This window comes from Flavobacterium circumlabens, assembly GCF_004345565.1.
GTDB classification, from domain to species: domain Bacteria; phylum Bacteroidota; class Bacteroidia; order Flavobacteriales; family Flavobacteriaceae; genus Flavobacterium; species Flavobacterium circumlabens.
In genome coordinates this window covers 145,762-163,303 of the sequence record NZ_SLWA01000010.1, presented here as the reverse complement: position 1 = coordinate 163,303, position 17,542 = coordinate 145,762, and the positions used below count along the sequence as shown (strand labels likewise).

Genomic DNA, 17,542 nt, shown 5'->3' with positions numbered 1-17,542 from the left:
TGGAATTGGAGAAAGTAATTTAGTTTTGTAACCATATAAGTGATATAAGTTTATTTAAATTTGAAGCAGAAAGCTTTAAATCAAATGCTTATAATTTATTGTATCACTTATATGGTTTAAAAAAATCGAATTGTTTTAGTTTTCCTGTTTGAAGCAAAGCGGAATGATTTCGCCTTTTGCCAGACAATATTTTTCTACCAGTTCGGGTGAGATTTTATGCGTATAATCTTCTTCGATTACGATAAAACCAATACTTCTTAATTTGTCAAAATAATCTCGGCCATACACACGAACGTGATCGTATTGTCCGAAAATTGCAGCACGTTCTTTCTGATCTGTGATGGAATCATCAGCAAACGTAGTCGCTCTTGATAAATCCTGCGGAATCTGAAGAATTGCCATTCCGCCCGGTTTCAGTACGCGGTACAATTCCTGCATGGCTTTGGTGTCGTCCGGAATGTGCTCTAAAACGTGATTACATAAAATCACATCGTATTCGTTATCCTTAAAAGGCAAATTACAAATATCTGCTTTTACGTCTGCCAAAGGCGAAAGTAAATCAGTTGTAGTATAATCAAGATTTTTCTGCTTGCGGAATCTTTTATAAAAAGCCTGTTCCGGAGCAAAATGCAGCACTTTTTTTGGAGCTGTAAAAAAATCAGTCTGATCGTTTAAATACAACCAAAGCAAACGATGTCTCTCTAATGACAAGGTGCTTGGCGAAAGTACATTCGGGCGTTGTTTGCCATATCCGTAAGGCAAAAACATCCTGAAACTTTTTCCGTCAATCGGATCAGTATATTTATTCCCTTTTAACGAAAGAGCCAAAATCGGACGGGCCACGTAACTCAAACGAATTAATAATGGACGTGGTATTGTGTTAAGTATTAGTTTAAAAAGTTTTTTCACGGTTAAATAAATTTGAACACGAATTTCACAAATTAACACAAATTAATTGCATGGGTGAAATTTCACGAACCTTGATTGGGGTTAAAGTATTATTCTTTTATATTTAAGGCTATCTTCTCCAAAATTGATTAATAAACCTAGTTTGTTTTTTGATGCAGCTAAATAATTCAGTGTTTGTTTAATTTCACTTGTTGACAGTGCTGCAATTGCTTTTAATTCTAAAATAATTTCGTCATAAATAACAAAGTCGGCAAAATAATAGCTTGGTAGTATAATGTCTTTGTAGGCGATGTTATATTTTAATTCTCTTTTGTAAGGAATTTTATTTCTTTGAAACTCATATTCCAGAGCATCACTATAAACTTTTTCACTATGTCCTTTCCCTAAAATTTTATGGACTTCCATACAAATTCCAATAATTTTATAAGACTCCTCTTTTAAATATAATTCACTCATCATTCTTCTAGTGAAATTTCAACAAAATATTATTTCGTGCTAATTTGTGGAATTTGTGTTATAAAACCAACTGCACTTTTCTAAATTCGTCTTCTTCATTGCTTTCAATACCTAAAGCTTTATAGATATAATAGAAAGTCGATAAAATTTCCGGTTTTCCATCAATTAGGGCAACGTCGTGTTCGAAATGCGCACTTGGTTTTCCGTCAGCAGTCAGGATTGTCCAGCCGTCTTTTAATTGTTTGATGTTTCTTGTTCCCATATTGATCATCGGTTCAATAGCAACTACCATTCCTTCCACGAAAAGTTTTCCACGGCCACGTTTCCCGTAGTTTGGCATCTCTGGTTCTTCGTGCATTTTCTGCCCTAAACCATGACCAACCAATTCGCGAACAACGCCGTAACCATGAGACTCTGTATATTTTTGAATCGCATTTCCAACATCTTCCACGCGATTTCCGGCTTTAAATTCTCTGATACCAACGTAAAGAGATTCTTTGGTAACTTGTAAAAGTTTTTTAGTTTCCGGAGCAACGTCTCCAATTTCAAAACTATAGGCATGATCTCCGTGATATCCATTTTTGTAAGCACCGCAATCTACAGAGATAACATCGCCGCTTTTTAAAGGGGTATTGTTAGGGATTCCGTGTACAACCTGTGCATTCGGACTCATACAAAGTGAATTCGGAAAATCATATAAACCTAAAAAACTAGGTGTTGCACCGTGATCACGAATGAATTCTTCGGCTAATTTGTCAAGATATAATGTGGTAACGCCTTCCTTAATTTCGGAGGCAATCATTCCTAATGTTTTAGAAACGATCAAGGCACTTTCGCGCATTAATTCAATTTCTTCACGTGATTTTACAATAATCATAATTTCGGATTTTCAGTTCGCAAAAGTACAATTTTAATATAAATTTTTCGTCACGAATTTCACGAATTAGCACGAATTGAATATTAATAGAAAAATTGAATTCAGAAATTGCATTGCATTTAAAATTCACACCTTAAATAATTTATTGGAAATTAATGAAATTCGTGACGGACCTTTTTAATTTTCATTACTTTCCTTAAAAACTCAACGCTTTTTCAGCGTATTATTTAACAGAAAAAATGTAAATTAGTAATAAAAACATTTCAATAATGAAAACTACTGTCGATCAGGAAAATATATCCAAAGAAAAAGCTCTTAAAAGCATGAAGAGAAATGCTCTGGCACTTTTGGGAGTTGCCGTACTTCTTTTTATAATTGCTATTTACTTTAAAATTCCGATGCTGCAGGCTTTTAGCGAAGCCGCAATGGTAGGGGGAATTGCCGATTGGTTTGCCGTCGTTGCCTTATTTCGCCATCCGTTGGGAATTCCGATTTGGCATACGGCTATTATTCCCACGAAAAAAAATGAGATTGGGGAGAATCTGGGAAATTTTGTTTCGGAAGAATTCCTGAATCGTGAAAAATTAGAAATTAAACTGGAGGAATTTAACTTTGCTACAAAAGCTTCCGATTGGTTATCGCAGGAAGAGCATGCAAATAAAATTGCTGATTTAGTTGTCGTAAACGTCATTCCCGGCATTCTGAAAACCATAAAAGATGAAGATGTAAAAAGATTTATACAGGTACAGTTTGCTGCAAAACTGGAATCGATAAATTTCGGGAATTGGGTCGCGCTGGCTCTGGAACCTTTGCAGAAAGGAAATGTAAAAGATCAGTTGCTGACCAATCTTCTGGAAGTAATGAGTAGCGAATTGAGTAATAATAAAGACCTGATTCAAAAAAAAGTAAAAGAATCAACCCCTTTTCTGAGTTTTGGCTTGGCTGATAAAAGTATTTCAGAAGGGGTTTTTAATGGATTACAGGATTTCCTGGATGAAGCTAAAAATCCGGAAAGTGACATTAGGATTAAAATAGACGAATACGTTTATAATTTTCTGGATAAAGTTAAAAACTCTGAAGAAATGAGAGTGAAAATCAATACAATGATTATGGATTTTGCCGGAAAAAAAGAAGTTCAGGAGTATGTCAACGGAATTTGGGATGAGATTAAACTATCAATAACGAATGATTTAGAGAAAGGGGATGAGTCTTCCATTAAAAAGAATCTTTCCAGTTTGATTCAAAGCTTTGGAAACGGACTTAAAGAAGACCAAGTGATGATTGACAAAATCAATAATTTCATCAAAAACGATTTGTTGTCGGTTCTTCTGAATAACAAAAAAGTAATTGGAGACCTGATATCCTCTACAGTGAAAAGCTGGGACGGAAAAGAAGTTTCTGAAAAATTAGAATTAGAAATAGGGAAGGATCTTCAGTATATAAGAATCAACGGAACTTTGGTGGGCGGATTAATTGGTATTATCATTTATAGTGTCGAATGGATGTATCACCATTTTTTGGTTTAATACCTTTATTTCAAGACACGAATGTCAGGCTGAGCGAAATCGAAGCCCTTTCTGTGTTAAAAGCCTTCGACTTCGCTCAGGGTGACATAACGTAATGATAGAAACAAAAAAGAGACAAATTATAAAACTTGTCTCTTTTTTTATGCTTCAAAGTATTTTTTACAATAGTGAATGACAAGTCATTGCAGCTGGTTGCTGAACGCCCATTAATTCTAAAATAGTGGGAGCGATATCTCCTAAAACACCATCGTTGATATTTTTCAGTTGCTTGTCAACCAGAATAATAGGTACCGGATTTGTGGTGTGTGCCGTATTTGGGCTCCCGTCAGGGTTAATCATGGTTTCACAATTTCCGTGATCGGCAATAACAATCGTGGTGTAATCATTGGCCAAAGCAGCTTCGATCACTTCTTTTACACAGGCATCAACAGCTTCACAAGCCAGAATTGCGGCACTCATAATTCCCGTATGGCCAACCATGTCACCATTAGCGAAATTCAGACAGACAAAATCAACCTCTCCTTTATTTAATTCAGGAACAAGTGCATCTTTAAGCTCAAAAGCGCTCATTTCCGGCTGTAAATCGTAAGTGGCTACTTTTGGAGAGTTTCTTAAAATCCTTGATTCGCCTTCAAACGGCGTTTCTCTTCCTCCCGAAAAGAAAAATGTCACGTGCGGATATTTTTCTGTTTCAGCAATACGAATCTGTTTTTTACCCGCTTTCTCTAAAACTTCACCCAGCGTTTCGGTAATATTATCTTTATTGTAAACTACTTTTACGTTTTGATACGTTTCGTCGTAGTTGGTAAGCGTAACATAGTACAAGTTTATTTTGTGCATGTTTTGCTCGTGAAAGTCTTGTTGCGATAAAGCTTCTGTAAGTTCGCGCCCTCTGTCAGTCCTGAAATTGAAGAAAATGACAACATCACCTTCAATAATAGTTGCCAATGGTTTTTCCTCCTCATCCACCATTACGATTGGTGCAATGAATTCATCAGTTACATGGTTGGCATAACTGTCAAGAATGCTTGCAACGGCATTGTGAGATGGGGTTCCTTTTGCATTTACCAGCAAATCATAAGCCAGTTTTACACGTTCCCAACGCTTGTCACGGTCCATCGAATAGTAACGGCCAATGATAGAGGCGATTTTTACCGGAGTATCTTTAATATAATCTTCTAAATCATGAATATATTTTGCACCCGATTTCGGGTCAACATCGCGACCATCTGTAAAAGCGTGAACAAAAACATTTTCTAAACCATATTCCTGCGAAGCATCAATTAAGCCACGTAAGTGAGAGGTATGGGAGTGAACGCCTCCGTCTGAAACTAATCCCAAAAAATGTACTTTTTTATTGTTTTCCTTAGCATAGGTAAAAGCATCAACAAGAACCTGTTCTTTGGCAAGTGTCTGGTGTGCTACGGCTAAATTTATTTTGGCTAAATCCTGATATACAATTCTTCCTGCTCCAAGATTCATGTGACCTACTTCGCTATTTCCCATTTGTCCTTCAGGCAGACCAACGTTTAGACCATCAGTTCTAAGTTGGGCGCTGGGATAATTTCGGTAAAGACTGTTTATAAAAGGAACATTTGCATTGTCTATTGCAGATACTTTAGGGTCAGGAGATTTTCCCCAACCATCTAAAATCATAAGGATTACTTTCTTGTTCATTATTTTTTTGTTTTCTACAAAGATAAACCATTTATAAAATGCGCAGGTAAGCACGGGTTACAATTGTATTTAATAAAATGAACTGTATTGAAAAATACTAATTTAATTATAGAAGTCTTTATTTTTTAAAATTAATTCAGACTAAGCTCTGTTTCTAATCTTATTTTTGACAGCATTATAGTCAATAAAATATTTGACACTTACAGAAAAAATATGTTTTAACGCATCGTTATTAAGCAAATTGGTAACGCTTGTTTTGAATTCCTTATCAATAACACGTTCAAAATTAGAAGCATTATTTCGATATAAAACCGAAAGCTGACTTCCGGGAGCAAACCACCAGGAATAAGATAAATCGGTATTCCACGAATAAAAACTCGAGTTTTTGTTTTTGGTATATTCGGTATAAGGTGTTAAAGTTCCGTCCGGCTCCAGTTGCAGAATGTCTTTATTCTCCGCATAAGACCAATACTGGCGTACGGAAAGATTAAGTGTCATGGCGCTGTTTAAAGCATATTTTCCGCCTAATATATTGGAATAGGTAATAACGTTTCTATTAGCAAAAACAATATCCTCCGGCGTATTTTCATTATCGTCATTATCAAAACTGTCAATGTATCCTTTATTGTTGTTTTTTCTGAAAAAGCTAAACGTATACGTTAAGAGCAGTTTGTCGCTAAAACGATATCTCGGGCCAATATCAAAACCATAATTCATTCGTTCGCTTTCGTCAAAAAGAGCAATAGAAGGATTTAGATCCAATGCGAATTTATGATTGTAATTGGTCGAGATACTTCCCCATGCTTCTATTCTTCCCGGAACAATCAGATATCTGTTTTCTGCGCGGGGTTCGTAATAATCATTTCCTTTTGTGTAAACGGTTATTCCGGCTCCATAATAATTATTTTTAACGGTCGTCAGATTAAGGTTGACATTTATATCGCTTTCCTGAACTTTTCCGGATTCTTTATTATACTCAGCATACATATTGTAGTTGAGTTTAAAAGTATTGAAAAGCTTGGTAGGGTTTAGAATCCTGTAATTGGCATTTCCGTAAAAGTTGTAATAATTGGTATAGAAATTAATTCCCAGATCATTGGGGTCAAAATTTTTCGTAACAAAATCAGACCCTACACTATAGCGGTATTTTCCGCTGGTTTCTGCAAAACCAATTGTGGTATAAAGTCCTTTTGTGTCTTCAGTATCATTGATAGTGCTGTACTTGATATTTCCGGATAAATTATAAGTATTTGCTTTTGTGTTTAAATCCCAGGCCAAACCGGACACATTAGAATCCCTGAAATGACCATTTCGGGTGACATTTGTATTGATAAAAGTGACCGATGAGTTTTTACGAAAACGCTGATCCAGGACCAAAACATTATAATTCATTAAAGGCTCGACGATCTCTTTTCTGGTTTCGCCGGTGATAGTGTCTTTTATAGTAGCAAATGTTTTTTCGGTTACGGCATTTAAAATCCCGACTCCAAGTCCCTTTTTGGTTCTTCCGGAGACCTTTAAAGCATTAATAAGGTTTACGCTTTGCGGGTCTTCAATTCTCTCCTCATTCTCCTTTAAATCCGGTTCGACAGAAGGTTTTCCGCCAATTCTTCTCGAGTAAAACATTCCTCCTTTGTTAAAAAGGTCTGTTCCTTCCGTAAAAAAAGCTCTGTTTTCGTTGAATTGTTGTTCAAACGGACCCAGGTTCAAAATCTGATCATCGTATTTGGCTTGTCCAAAATCAGGAATCAGAATAGCATCAAGCGTAAAAGCATCGTTAATGCCGTATTTGATATCCATTCCACCTTTCATAGTGCCATACGTTTTCTGGCCATCAGCAGCGTTCAGGTAATAAGAAGCATAAGGCATAAGAAACAATCGGGTAGGAGGTTTGATGTTTTCAATTCCTTCCAGATTCCCATTTTGCTGTGTAAAAGTGCCAATTTTGGTATCAATTAACGACCAGGTATATTTTTTTCGTTCCCTTTTTATTTCCCTGAAAAAATTAATTCCCCAGGTTTGTTTGTTGCCTTCCGAAAAACGCAAAGCGGCATATGGAATCTTCATTTCTACCGTCCATCCTTTATCTGTAAGTACTGCTTTACTGATCCAGATAGCATCCCAGGAATAATCTTCACCGTTGGAATCCGTCATGATGCAGTCTCCCTGCACATCGGCTGCAGACACAAAAAACTCAAAATTCTGCTGACCGTCATTAAAACCGTTTATAAAAACACCAAAAATATCTGCTGTTCCGAAATTATCCCTTTGTGAAATTTCTTTTAATACTTTATTTGGTTCATCATCGTACATAACGGCGCCAATATAAAGAGCGTCATTATTGTATAAAACTTTCACTTCTGTTTTTCTTCCCTCAGGGATTGGTTTTCCATTATCAGGTTCAAACATGACAAAATCTGAGGCTATAGTTGCATGCTCCCATTCCGGTTCCTCTAATTTCCCATCTATGGAAATACTTTGCAAAATTTGCTGTGCCTGCAAAGTTTTCTTTTGGCTGTAAGAGTACAACGAGGAAAGAAAGAGAGTAAAAAAGACTAATTTTTTCATGTGGTTTTTAAAACGTAATTTTTGGAATAATTTATTGTCGGAGTAATAGACAGTCTTTTTTTATAATTGTTACACTTTAATCTAGAGTATTTCAAGGGAACAAATTTATATTATTTTCAGAAAAAGTTATATAATTAAAATTCCAATTTCACTTTTTGTAAGTAAATATCTGGTAAAAATAACGTTTTCATGCTTTTTTGCTAATTTTTTGTTTTAGAATTGTTAAAGTTTAAACAAAAATGCACTGATTGACAGACTTTTATTTTGTCCCCTGTATTTTTTGTCTATTTTTGTCATGCCCAAATTTTTTATTAACCTAAAGGAATTCAATGATTTACAAAATTTATCCATTATTGGTGTTTTTACTATTGTCTTTTGGTAAAGATTCAAAAAACACAATCGAATTAAAAAAGGTAACATCGAAGAGTATTGCTAAAGTTGAAAAACTTGCAATTGACACAAAAATTGAGAGTGTTTACAGCACTTTAAAAACCAACAATTTTTCGTTACCGGAACTTAGGACTTTCTCAGAAGCTTTAAAAGGTTTTTACTTATTGAAAGAGAAAGGTGTCGTTCAAAAAGATATTTTAACGTTAATTGATTTTAGTTTATCCTCAAACACCAAACGTCTTTGGGTGATTGATTTGTCTACTAATACCATTTTGTTTCATTCTCTGGTTGCGCATGGCAGGAATACAGGAGAAGAATTTGCCTCGGCATTTTCTAATTCAAATTCCTCTTTCAAAAGCAGTTTAGGGTTTTATGCCACTGGTGAGATTTACAAGGGAAAACACGGAGCATCGTTGCGTTTAGACGGCCTGGAAAGAGGTGTTAATGACAATGCCCGCGAAAGAGGTGTCGTGGTTCATGGTGCAGATTATGTGTCGGAATCTTTTATCAATAATAATAAAAGATTAGGAAGAAGTCAGGGATGTCCGGCTCTTCCGGTTGAATTGACTAATAAAATTATTGAAGTTATTAAAAACAAATCGTGTTTGTACATCTACCATCCGTCAAGAAGTTTTGCGATGGAAGAAAAGCTAATTTCTTAATTTAGCATACAAATCCGAATCTAAATTATAAATATCAGCTCTGAAAATGAGCTGATTTTTTTTGCTCCATGCGGTCCAGTACCATTGATATAAGGCGTATTTTTTTGTGATTTTGAAACTCATCGTTTTTTTAGAAGCGATAATAGTATCAATTCTGTCTTGAGGCCAATTTCCTTCTTCATCCAAAATATGCCGCGCCAGTTCTAACGGATTTTCAACACGCACACAACCTGAACTCATAGAACGATTATTTCTTTCAAAATAATTACGATGATTGGTGTCGTGCAGGTATACACTGTGATGGTTTGGAAACAATATTTTCATCAATCCTAACGAATTGTTGTAACCCGGACTTTGTACATAACGGTATTTACCTGGATTTTTTTCATTCCATGCGGCAGGTGCTACTACATTTCCGGAACTGTCATATATGGTAATATTTTTTTTAGCCAGATAATTTCGGTTACGTTTCATTGCCGGAACAACATCTTCCTTTAGGATTGTAGGCGGAACTGTCCAGGTAGGATTAAAAACGACTGTTTTGAGCTTAGAGGTTATGATTGGTGTTTTTCTCTTGCTGGTTCCCACTACCACATTTCGAACCAGGGTAGTGTCTTTGCTTTCAACAACATGTAAACTGTAATCCGGAATATTGATGATAAAATAATTTTCGGCAAATTCATTATTATACCATCTCCAGCGTTCTAAATTAGCAATGATTTGTTCCTTTCTTTTGGTTTTAGAAAAATTTAAAGCGCTTATAGTTCCTGCTCCGATCACGCCATCAGCAGCCAGGCCATGTCTTTCCTGAAATTTTTTAATAGCTTCGAAAGTTTTTTGATCGTAAATTTTGGTCAGGCTATCCTTTCTTCCGGACATGTCTTTCCAGAATAAAAGTCTTTTTTTGATATTTATTAAAGCAGGATTGGTGTCATGGAGTGTTATTTTTTCAGCAGATTCTATCTTGCCAATATTGTCCTCCGGAAAAGTTTTAATGATCTCAAGTGCTTTCAGTAATTGTTTGTAGGTATCTGATTTCGATTGAAGACGATCTGCAATACTGTCCAGTTTGTTTTTATTGAATGCTTTTATCAGTGTATTGTTTACATCAAATGGTTTCTCTGCCAAATCCCAATTGCCGTATAATTTTTTTGGATCTAATTTGCCTTTGTACAAATGGGTTAAGTATAATTCAAAATTATAAGTAAGCAATATGTCATAAGTGGCTAAATCAGCATCGCTCAGGGCACTTATCCTTTTCTCCAGTTTCTCGAGTTTTCCAATTTTATAATCATTTGAATTTAAACCCAGTTCGTCTGATTTTTTCAATAAAGATAAAATGTAGGTTCTTTTTTTAAGATTTCCCCAAACCGTTTTATTTTCAGAAGAATTATAAAATTGTTTCAGTGTTTCGCTTTTAAAAGCATTGATTTTTGCGGTATCGATTTGAACTGTTCTTTCATCAGTAAGTATGATTGCAGGCTGGCTTTTTTTTACAGGAACAGCTTTCGGCTTATCTTTACAGCCGATAAAAATGCATAATACTAATAAAAGATAAAGTTTCTTCATGTTACAATTTTTTAAACATTAAATAATGTTCGCCCACATCTTTGATATCAAATGCTTCGCCAACGGTTTTGTAATTCATTTTTTGATAAAATCCAACAGCAGCTGTTCTGGCGTTAAACCAAATCAGGTCTGTGTTTTTTTGCAGGCAATAGTTTTCGCAATGTTTGACCAAAGCTTCACCAATTCCTTTTTTCTGGTGTTGCTCTAAAACCGCCATTCCGCGGATCTGAGCCTGATTTTTCTGTGCAAAGGTAGTGTTGATTTTCGAGTATAACGAAATAATTCCTATTAATTCACTGTCAAGAAATAGGCCGAAATGATGTGTAGTTTCTAAATCATCCCCCTCGAAGAGGCAACTTTCCAGAGGTTTTCCTTTTCTTAAAACAGGGTGACGAACAATATAAGTTTCTTTTGATTGTATTTCTTGAATGATATTCATGATTTGTTTAAATAAAATAAATGTATAACTTTTTAATTTTAAATAGGTTATGGAAAATTGTTGTTTTTAATTGATTTTTTTTGAAAAAAAGCTTGTTTTGAACTTAACTTATTTTTTATATTTGCACCACAGTAATGCGAAAGTAGCTCAGTTGGTAGAGCTCCAGCCTTCCAAGCTGGTTGTCGCGAGTTCGAGCCTCGTCTTTCGCTCTAAAAAACCGAAACTTAATTGTTTCGGTTTTTTTATCAAAGTTAAAATAATTATTGATTTTTGTTTTTTTAAATGATTTAATTGTTTTACATTTGCACCCTGTTAATGCGAAAGTAGCTCAGTTGGTAGAGCTCCAGCCTTCCAAGCTGGTTGTCGCGAGTTCGAGCCTCGTCTTTCGCTCTTCAAAATCCTCAAGCAAATTGTTTGGGGATTTTTTTTTATGCTTTTTTTTTAAAACCCTATAAGTGATGTAAGTTATTGTAAGTTTTTTGTCAGCCTTACTTAAATGAACTTACATCCCTTATAGGGTTACAAATTAGTTTAGATTGCTCAAATCACTTTCAGTTGCTAATTCCTCCGGATTTTGATTTTTCAAAAATAGACGAGCGGATAGATCTCCCTTTAAAGTAATCCTGCTTCCTTTTACTTCCAGCCAGCTTCCTTCCCGTAATCCTAAAACAGGTATGGAATTGAAGGCATGAAATTCTTTAATCCTTGTTTCGCGTGTTTCTCCCATATGCTTGGACTGTGTTTCGGGATCTAAATAGTGCGGATTTAAATTGAAAGGAATTAATCCTAAAGTTTGAAAACTTGGAGGGTAAACAATAGGCATGTCATTGGTTGTTTGCATCGATAAACCACAAATATTGCTTCCTGCACTGGTTCCTAAATAGGGAGTTCCGTTTTTCACTGTCTCAGAAAGAAGCTTCATGATGTTTTGCTGGTACAATTGTGTTACCAGAAGAAAAGTATTTCCGCCTCCTGTAAAAATACCTTCTGCATTTTTTATGGCGCTTTCTGTATTTTCAAATTCATGAATTCCTTTTACGGCAATATTGATTGTTGCAAAGGCGGCGGCTGCTTTTTCAGTGTATTCGTCGTGTGTGATTCCGCCCGGTCTCGCAAATGGAATAAATAAAATGCTTTTGCAGTTGGCGAAATGTTGTTTTAGTGTAGGTAGTAAGTATTCTAAATAGCTGCCTCCGTGTAGGGTAGAAGTGCTGGCGATAATAATGCTTTTCATAAAATTTTAACTCAGATTGATGTCGTTAAAGATATTAAAAACTCTTTTTTGATGTTGAAATTTCAAACTTTAATTAACATATTTTTACCATGCCGTTAGTATTAAATTTGGAAGACATTAAGATATTTTTACACTTTTAAGAATAAATCTAATTTTTTTATTTTGAGCGATAAGTTTTTATGTCTTTTTATTATTGTTTTGAGCCAGACTATATGGGGGCAAAATCAGGAACGTATCATTATTAATGGAAAGATAACGTCCAATACCTATGATTTGGAAGGTGTTTACGTGGTAAATGCCGAAACAGAAAGTATGGTTACAACAAATGCCGACGGAACTTTTTCGATCAAAGCCAGGGCAGGAGACACACTTGTTTTTTCTTCCATACAATTTAAAGAAAACAGAACCGTATTGACACAGGAAAATTTTTCGGATCTCAATTTTTCCGTAAAATTAAATTTGGTAGTACATCAGTTGCAGGAGGTAATTGTTCGAAATTATAATAATATTAATGCAGTCTCTTTGGGAATTATTCCGCAGGGGCAAAAATCCTATACGGAAGCAGAGAGAAAGTTACATACGGCCAATGCTCTGAATCCAACTGCGAGCGCCGGAGGAATGGCAGGAGGATCAATTTCGGCAGACCCTTTCTTAAATTTTTTATCAGGCAGGACGGCAATGCTGAAGAAAGAAGTGGCAGTAGAGAAAAAAGAATTTTTCATGAAACTTTTGGAAAGCATGTTCAGCCTGGATCATTTTGTGAACAGGCTCTCAATTCCTGCTGAATATGTAAAAGGATTCGAGTATTACGCTGTTGATAATGATAAATTTACGATTGTTTTGAACTCCAAAAATAAAACATCAACTGAATTTTTGCTGGGCGAATTAGCGGTGAAATATAAAGAAATACTAGCGATTGAAAACAAATAATATTTTACTGGCCCTCTTTTTATTCATTGCCGAAATCACTTTTGGCCAGTCGGCTGCGCCAAAAGAAATCCTGGGGCAGATTTTGCAGCAGTCTGTAACAGTTGAAGGAGTGAATATTATCAATAATAACAGTCAGGTTTCAACGGTCTCAGATAAAGACGGTCGATTTTCTATTGTGGCGAAAGAAGGGGATGTGCTGGTTTTTTCGGCCGTTAATTTAGACCCGGTCAAACGTCGCATTACAACAGAAGATTTAAGTGAGGCTGTGCTTCTTATTAAAATGACAGCTAATGAAGTTGAACTGAAAGAAGTAATTGTAAATGAAAATGCCAATATTACTGCCGAAAATTTAGGGATTATTCAATATGGACAAAAAAAATATACGCCGGCTGAAAGAAAAGTGTATACCGCAACTTCAACCTCGGTAGATAACTTGCTGAATAGTATTTCGGGTCGGACTACTATGTTGAAAAAAGAAGCTAATGTAGAGAAAAAAGAAGCTCTTTTCAGAAAAATAGAATATCTTTTTGAAGAGGATTATTATACGAATCGTTTGAGAATTCCGTTGGATGATATAAAAGGATTTCAATTATATTGTGTAGATGATGCCGAATTTGCTGTATCTTTGAATACAAAGAACAAAACAATGAGCATGTTTTTGATCACCGAACTAGCCAGAAAATACTTAATAATTCTAGAAAATGAAAAATAAATTAGGAATACTTATCGCGTGCTTATTTTGTCAAATCGTTTTAGGTCAGAGCAATTCAAGAAAATCATTGCACGGTCAGGTATTAAATGATTTTCTTGCCATAGAAAGTGGTTATGTAATGAATATCAATGCAAATGTCAGAACATTTATCGGAGCTGGCGGATTGTTTGATATTATGGCGAAACCAAAAGATACATTGTTGTTTTCGGGTTTGGCGTTTCAGTCTAAAAAGATTGTTCTTACAGAGAAAGACTGCTCTCAGATACTTTTTTCAGTAAAATTAGATTTGGTAAACAATCAGTTGAAAGAGGTTGTGGTTCATAAAGATTTAAAAGTGAAATCATTGGATGGCGGGTCTCAGAAGTTTGTAGACATGCAATTTGAAGATGATAAACAATCCACCGCAAAAAATACAGCGATGTACTCGGATCAGACCATTAAATACGGAACCGATTTTGTGCGTATTTTTAAGGATGTAAAGAAACTGCTGCGTAAAAAAGAAGATGTACAGGAAGATGTGATTTCTGATATTGCATTTGCAGAATATGCGAAAGATAATTTTACACCAGATTTTTTCAGTAAAACCCTGGATTTGAAACCGGACGAAATTGAGCTGTTTTTAATGTACTGCTCCAACGATGCTGAATCAAAAAAATATTTAAAACCGGACGATAAATTCCAATTGATGGATTTTATGGTCAATAAAAATAAAGAGTTTAAAAAAGCTACTATTATTCAAAAATGAAAAATAAATTAGTTTATCCTTTAATCGGGGTCTTATTTTTATCACTTTCGGCGTTTACATTTCATAAGTTTTACATGGGTGTTTTTCAGGTTAATTATGTGACTGAGAAAAAGATGATCCAGATTACCTCCCGTATTTTTGTTGATGATCTGAATAACGGGATGGAAAAAAAGTACCATAAAAAAACCTTTGTGGGTACAGACAGGGAAACTCAGGCTGATATTGATCTGTTGAAAAAATACCTTGCCGATAATTTTTCTGTAAAGACAGACGGTCAGCTCAAAACGATTACGTTCTTGTCTAAAGAAGTAGAAGCAGGTGACGTTTTAGTTTGTTATTCGCGAATAAAAGACATCGATAAATTCAAAACAATTGAAATTTCGAACTCTGTTTTAGTGGATTGGAATAGCGAACAGCAGAATATTACACATGTTTCAGCATTTGGAATCAAAAAGAGTGTTCTTTTTACAGAATCTTCAAGGAAAGAAGTGTTAAAGTATTAATTGATAGGTAGAATTATCATATTAATTGTTATTTTCACAACCTCAAAAAAAACCAAAAAGCATTTATGAAGAAGCTTTCTTTATTACTACTTTTCCCTGCTATGATGATAGCTCAGGAGAAGTCAGCACCTGTTGCACCCAAACAACAAGGTAAATACGATACGAACAAATTTAGCCAGATGTACGATTTACTGGCAACGCCTAATATGTTTCGTACCGCTTCCGGTGCACCCGGACCTGCTTATTATCAACAACAGGCAGATTACAAAATTGATATTGAATTAGATGATAAGAACTCAAAATTAACGGGTTCTGAAGTTATTACGTATTCAAATAATTCTCCGGATAGTTTAGAATACTTATGGATTCAGTTAGATCAGAACCAGGCTAAAGCAAACACTCAGACTTCTTTGGCTGAAAGCGAAAAAATAAATCAGGTTTTACCACTTGACGGGTTTTCGGGCAAGTATCTGAAAAAAGATTTAGAGCGCGGTTTCAATATCGAACAGGTTAAAGATGCTAAAGGGAATCCAATGTCGTATACCATTAATGAAACCATGATGCGTATTAATCTGGCAACTCCCTTAAAACCGGGTGAAAAAATTGCATTGGCTATAAAATGGTGGTACAATATCAATAATTATAGAAAAGAAGGTGGACGTTCCGGTTATGAATTATTTGAAAAAGACGGAAATAAATTATATGTAATTGCACAGTTCTACCCAAGAATGGCCGTTTACAACGATGTTGAAGGATGGCAAAACATGCAATTCTGGGGAAGCGGAGAGTTTGCGCTGCCTTTCGGAAATTTTGATGTGAACATTACTGTTCCTGCAGATCACGTTATTGATGCTACCGGAGAGTTAACCAACAGAGCCGAAGTTTTTACGGCCGAACAGGTAAAACGTTACGAACAAGCTCAGAAATCATTTGATAAGCCAGTAGTAATTGTAACGCAGGCTGAAGCTGAAGCAACTGAAAAAGGGTTCTCTGAAAAGAAAAAAATATGGAAATTCAGCGCTAAAAACGTACGTGATTTCGGAATTGCCTCTTCAAGAAAATTCATTTACGATGCAATGGCTGTAAAATTAGGGGGTAAAATTGTTATGGCAGAATCCGTTTATCCTAAAGAAGCAAATCCGCTTTGGGGAGAAACTTCAACAATGACAGTGGCACATACTTTAAAAAGTTATTCTTCACATACTTTCGACTATCCTTATCCAAAAGCAGTCTCTGTTTCAGCAGAAGATCAGGGAATGGAATATCCGATGATTTGTTGGAATTTTGGTCGTCCTGACGAAAACGGGGTGACGAGTAAAGAAGTTAAAAACGGAATGATTGGTGTTGTAATTCACGAAGTGGGTCATACTTTCTTCCCGATGATTGTAAATTCAGATGAACGTCAATGGACCTGGATGGACGAAGGTTTAAATTCGTTTTTGGAGTATTTGGCAGAGCAGGAATTAGATCCTAATTTCCCTTCAAGACGTGGACCTGCGAAAAATATTGTTCCTTACATGAGTGGGGATCAAAAGTTTTTAGAGCCAATTATGTCAAACTCTGAAACCATTGCACAGTTTGGTAATAACGCTTACGGAAAACCGGCTACAGGACTTAATATGTTAAGGGAAGTAGTGATGGGACGAGAATTGTTTGATTATGCATTCAGAACGTATGCCAACAGATGGAAATTCAAGCATCCGACTCCTGAAGATTTCTTCAGAACTATGGAAGATGCTTCTGCAGTAGATTTAGACTGGTTTTTCAGAGGATGGTTTTATTCAACAGATTTTGTAGATATCGGAATCAAAGAAGTGAAACAATATTACGTTTCTGATACGCCAACAGCAGATATTAAAGATGTAAAAGTTAGAAAAGGACGTTTCGGATTCGAAAAAGGTCCATTTGTTTACTTAGTGTCCGGAGATAATACCGAAGTAAATACGTCTAAGAAAAAAGCGTTAAAAGTTGAAGATGTTAAGCTATTGGCGGATTACGTGGATCAGACTTTTACAGCGGAAGAGAAGGCAGGTTTGAAATCTCCTAAATATTTCTATGAAGTTGAGTTTAACAAACCAGGCGGAATGATCATGCCAATTTTGGTGGAGATCACTTACGAAGATGGTTCTGTTCAAAACTTTCAATATCCGGCACAAATCTGGAGAAAAAATAATGATACGGCCAAGAAAGTTTATGCAACCGAAAAAGCAATCAAAAGCATTCAGATCGATCCGAAATTAATGACTGCTGATATTGATGTTACCAATAATTCCTGGCCAAAAGTAGAGCAGAAATCAAAATTTGACTAAAAATAAAAGTTAACTACAGGGTTCACAAAGACAATA

At 35.5% G+C, this 17,542-nt stretch carries 15 protein-coding genes and 2 tRNA genes; 9 read left to right on the top strand and 8 right to left on the bottom strand.

Translation table 11 applies throughout. From position 1 onward, the window contains the following. Positions 1–135: 135 nt before the first annotated feature. From EV142_RS20660 to map, 3 genes are all read right to left on the bottom strand, one after another. Positions 136–909, bottom strand: coding sequence for a class I SAM-dependent methyltransferase (locus tag EV142_RS20660; RefSeq protein ID WP_132037738.1), 774 nt, complete (start codon positions 907–909; stop codon positions 136–138). A gap of 81 nt (positions 910–990) precedes the next feature. Further along, on the bottom strand, positions 991–1,365 hold the full coding sequence (locus tag EV142_RS20655; RefSeq protein ID WP_132037782.1) for a GxxExxY protein: 375 nt from the start codon (positions 1,363–1,365) through the stop codon (positions 991–993). A gap of 58 nt (positions 1,366–1,423) precedes the next feature. Further along, complete coding sequence (map, locus tag EV142_RS20650) at positions 1,424–2,242, bottom strand: type I methionyl aminopeptidase (protein WP_132037737.1); 819 nt, start codon at positions 2,240–2,242, stop codon at positions 1,424–1,426. Positions 2,243–2,511: 269 nt separating this feature from the next. Here map and EV142_RS20645 point away from each other — a divergent pair, with 269 nt between their 5' ends. Beyond that, on the top strand, positions 2,512–3,768 hold the full coding sequence (locus EV142_RS20645) for a DUF445 domain-containing protein (protein WP_132037736.1): 1,257 nt from the start codon (positions 2,512–2,514) through the stop codon (positions 3,766–3,768). Between the two features lie 159 nt (positions 3,769–3,927). Here the strand turns inward: EV142_RS20645 and gpmI are convergent, their stop codons facing one another. Then, a complete protein-coding gene (gene gpmI, locus EV142_RS20640; protein WP_132037735.1) occupies positions 3,928–5,445 on the bottom strand; it encodes a 2,3-bisphosphoglycerate-independent phosphoglycerate mutase in 1,518 nt (505 codons plus the stop codon). Between the two features lie 141 nt (positions 5,446–5,586). Beyond that, the gene (locus EV142_RS20635) at positions 5,587–8,013 is read right to left on the bottom strand and encodes a DUF5916 domain-containing protein (RefSeq protein ID WP_132037734.1); all 2,427 of its coding nucleotides are present in this window, start codon (positions 8,011–8,013) and stop codon (positions 5,587–5,589) included. Between the two features lie 329 nt (positions 8,014–8,342). On the opposite strand from EV142_RS20635, the gene EV142_RS20630 reads away from it, so the two are divergent. Then, positions 8,343–9,065 carry a murein L,D-transpeptidase catalytic domain family protein gene (locus tag EV142_RS20630; protein ID WP_132037733.1) on the top strand — a complete coding sequence of 241 codons (723 nt, stop codon included), beginning with the start codon at positions 8,343–8,345 and terminating at the stop codon, positions 9,063–9,065. On the opposite strand, the gene EV142_RS20625 is transcribed toward EV142_RS20630, so the two are convergent. Together EV142_RS20625 and EV142_RS20620 are read right to left on the bottom strand one after the other, a co-directional pair. Further along, positions 9,054–10,634 carry a L,D-transpeptidase family protein gene (locus EV142_RS20625; RefSeq protein ID WP_132037732.1) on the bottom strand — a complete coding sequence of 527 codons (1,581 nt, stop codon included), beginning with the start codon at positions 10,632–10,634 and terminating at the stop codon, positions 9,054–9,056. The two genes, EV142_RS20630 and EV142_RS20625, sit on opposite strands and share 12 nt — an antisense overlap. A gap of 1 nt (position 10,635) precedes the next feature. Next, positions 10,636–11,073, bottom strand: a complete 438-nt coding sequence (locus tag EV142_RS20620; RefSeq protein WP_132037731.1) for a GNAT family N-acetyltransferase — start codon at positions 11,071–11,073, stop codon at positions 10,636–10,638. 136 nt (positions 11,074–11,209) lie between these two features. Between EV142_RS20620 and EV142_RS20615 the strand changes: the two genes are divergently transcribed. Next, a tRNA-Gly gene (locus EV142_RS20615) sits at positions 11,210–11,282 on the top strand. A 108-nt stretch (positions 11,283–11,390) separates the two neighbouring features. Then, positions 11,391–11,463, top strand: a tRNA-Gly gene (locus tag EV142_RS20610). 136 nt (positions 11,464–11,599) lie between these two features. Here EV142_RS20610 and pepE read toward each other — a convergent pair. Then, entirely contained in the window at positions 11,600–12,307 is a 708-nt protein-coding gene (gene pepE, locus EV142_RS20605; RefSeq protein ID WP_132037730.1) for a dipeptidase PepE, read from the bottom strand. A 162-nt stretch (positions 12,308–12,469) separates the two neighbouring features. Here pepE and EV142_RS20600 point away from each other — a divergent pair, with 162 nt between their 5' ends. The 5 genes from EV142_RS20600 to EV142_RS20580 all read left to right on the top strand — a co-directional run bounded on the left by EV142_RS20600 (position 12,470) and on the right by EV142_RS20580 (position 17,506). Continuing rightward, entirely contained in the window at positions 12,470–13,237 is a 768-nt protein-coding gene (locus EV142_RS20600) for a carboxypeptidase-like regulatory domain-containing protein (RefSeq protein ID WP_132037729.1), read from the top strand. After that, positions 13,224–13,949 (top strand): carboxypeptidase-like regulatory domain-containing protein, encoded by a 726-nt coding sequence (locus EV142_RS20595; protein ID WP_132037728.1) that lies wholly within the window; start codon positions 13,224–13,226, stop codon positions 13,947–13,949. The genes EV142_RS20600 and EV142_RS20595 overlap by 14 nt, the downstream gene beginning before the upstream one ends. Next, the gene (locus tag EV142_RS20590; RefSeq protein ID WP_132037727.1) at positions 13,939–14,694 is read left to right on the top strand and encodes a hypothetical protein; all 756 of its coding nucleotides are present in this window, start codon (positions 13,939–13,941) and stop codon (positions 14,692–14,694) included. Before EV142_RS20595 ends, EV142_RS20590 begins: the two co-directional genes overlap by 11 nt. After that, on the top strand, positions 14,691–15,197 hold the full coding sequence (locus tag EV142_RS20585) for a DUF6702 family protein (protein ID WP_132037726.1): 507 nt from the start codon (positions 14,691–14,693) through the stop codon (positions 15,195–15,197). The genes EV142_RS20590 and EV142_RS20585 overlap by 4 nt, the downstream gene beginning before the upstream one ends. A 65-nt stretch (positions 15,198–15,262) precedes the next feature. Next, entirely contained in the window at positions 15,263–17,506 is a 2,244-nt protein-coding gene (locus EV142_RS20580; protein WP_132037725.1) for a M1 family metallopeptidase, read from the top strand. Positions 17,507–17,542 lie beyond the last annotated feature (36 nt).

What these genes read in the sequence shown, in the direction of transcription:
- EV142_RS20590 (WP_132037727.1), top strand. Translation starts at nt 13,939, where the DNA reads ATGAAAAATAAATTAGGAATACTTATCGCGTGCTTATTTTGTCAAATC.
- EV142_RS20635 (WP_132037734.1), bottom strand. Translation starts at nt 8,013, where the DNA reads ATGAAAAAATTAGTCTTTTTTACTCTCTTTCTTTCCTCGTTGTACTCT.
- EV142_RS20625 (WP_132037732.1), bottom strand. Translation starts at nt 10,634, where the DNA reads ATGAAGAAACTTTATCTTTTATTAGTATTATGCATTTTTATCGGCTGT.
- gpmI (WP_132037735.1), bottom strand. Translation starts at nt 5,445, where the DNA reads ATGAACAAGAAAGTAATCCTTATGATTTTAGATGGTTGGGGAAAATCT.
- EV142_RS20655 (WP_132037782.1), bottom strand. Translation starts at nt 1,365, where the DNA reads ATGAGTGAATTATATTTAAAAGAGGAGTCTTATAAAATTATTGGAATT.
- EV142_RS20620 (WP_132037731.1), bottom strand. Translation starts at nt 11,073, where the DNA reads ATGAATATCATTCAAGAAATACAATCAAAAGAAACTTATATTGTTCGT.
- map (WP_132037737.1), bottom strand. Translation starts at nt 2,242, where the DNA reads ATGATTATTGTAAAATCACGTGAAGAAATTGAATTAATGCGCGAAAGT.
- EV142_RS20630 (WP_132037733.1), top strand. Translation starts at nt 8,343, where the DNA reads ATGATTTACAAAATTTATCCATTATTGGTGTTTTTACTATTGTCTTTT.
- pepE (WP_132037730.1), bottom strand. Translation starts at nt 12,307, where the DNA reads ATGAAAAGCATTATTATCGCCAGCACTTCTACCCTACACGGAGGCAGC.
- EV142_RS20580 (WP_132037725.1), top strand. Translation starts at nt 15,263, where the DNA reads ATGAAGAAGCTTTCTTTATTACTACTTTTCCCTGCTATGATGATAGCT.
- EV142_RS20585 (WP_132037726.1), top strand. Translation starts at nt 14,691, where the DNA reads ATGAAAAATAAATTAGTTTATCCTTTAATCGGGGTCTTATTTTTATCA.
- EV142_RS20645 (WP_132037736.1), top strand. Translation starts at nt 2,512, where the DNA reads ATGAAAACTACTGTCGATCAGGAAAATATATCCAAAGAAAAAGCTCTT.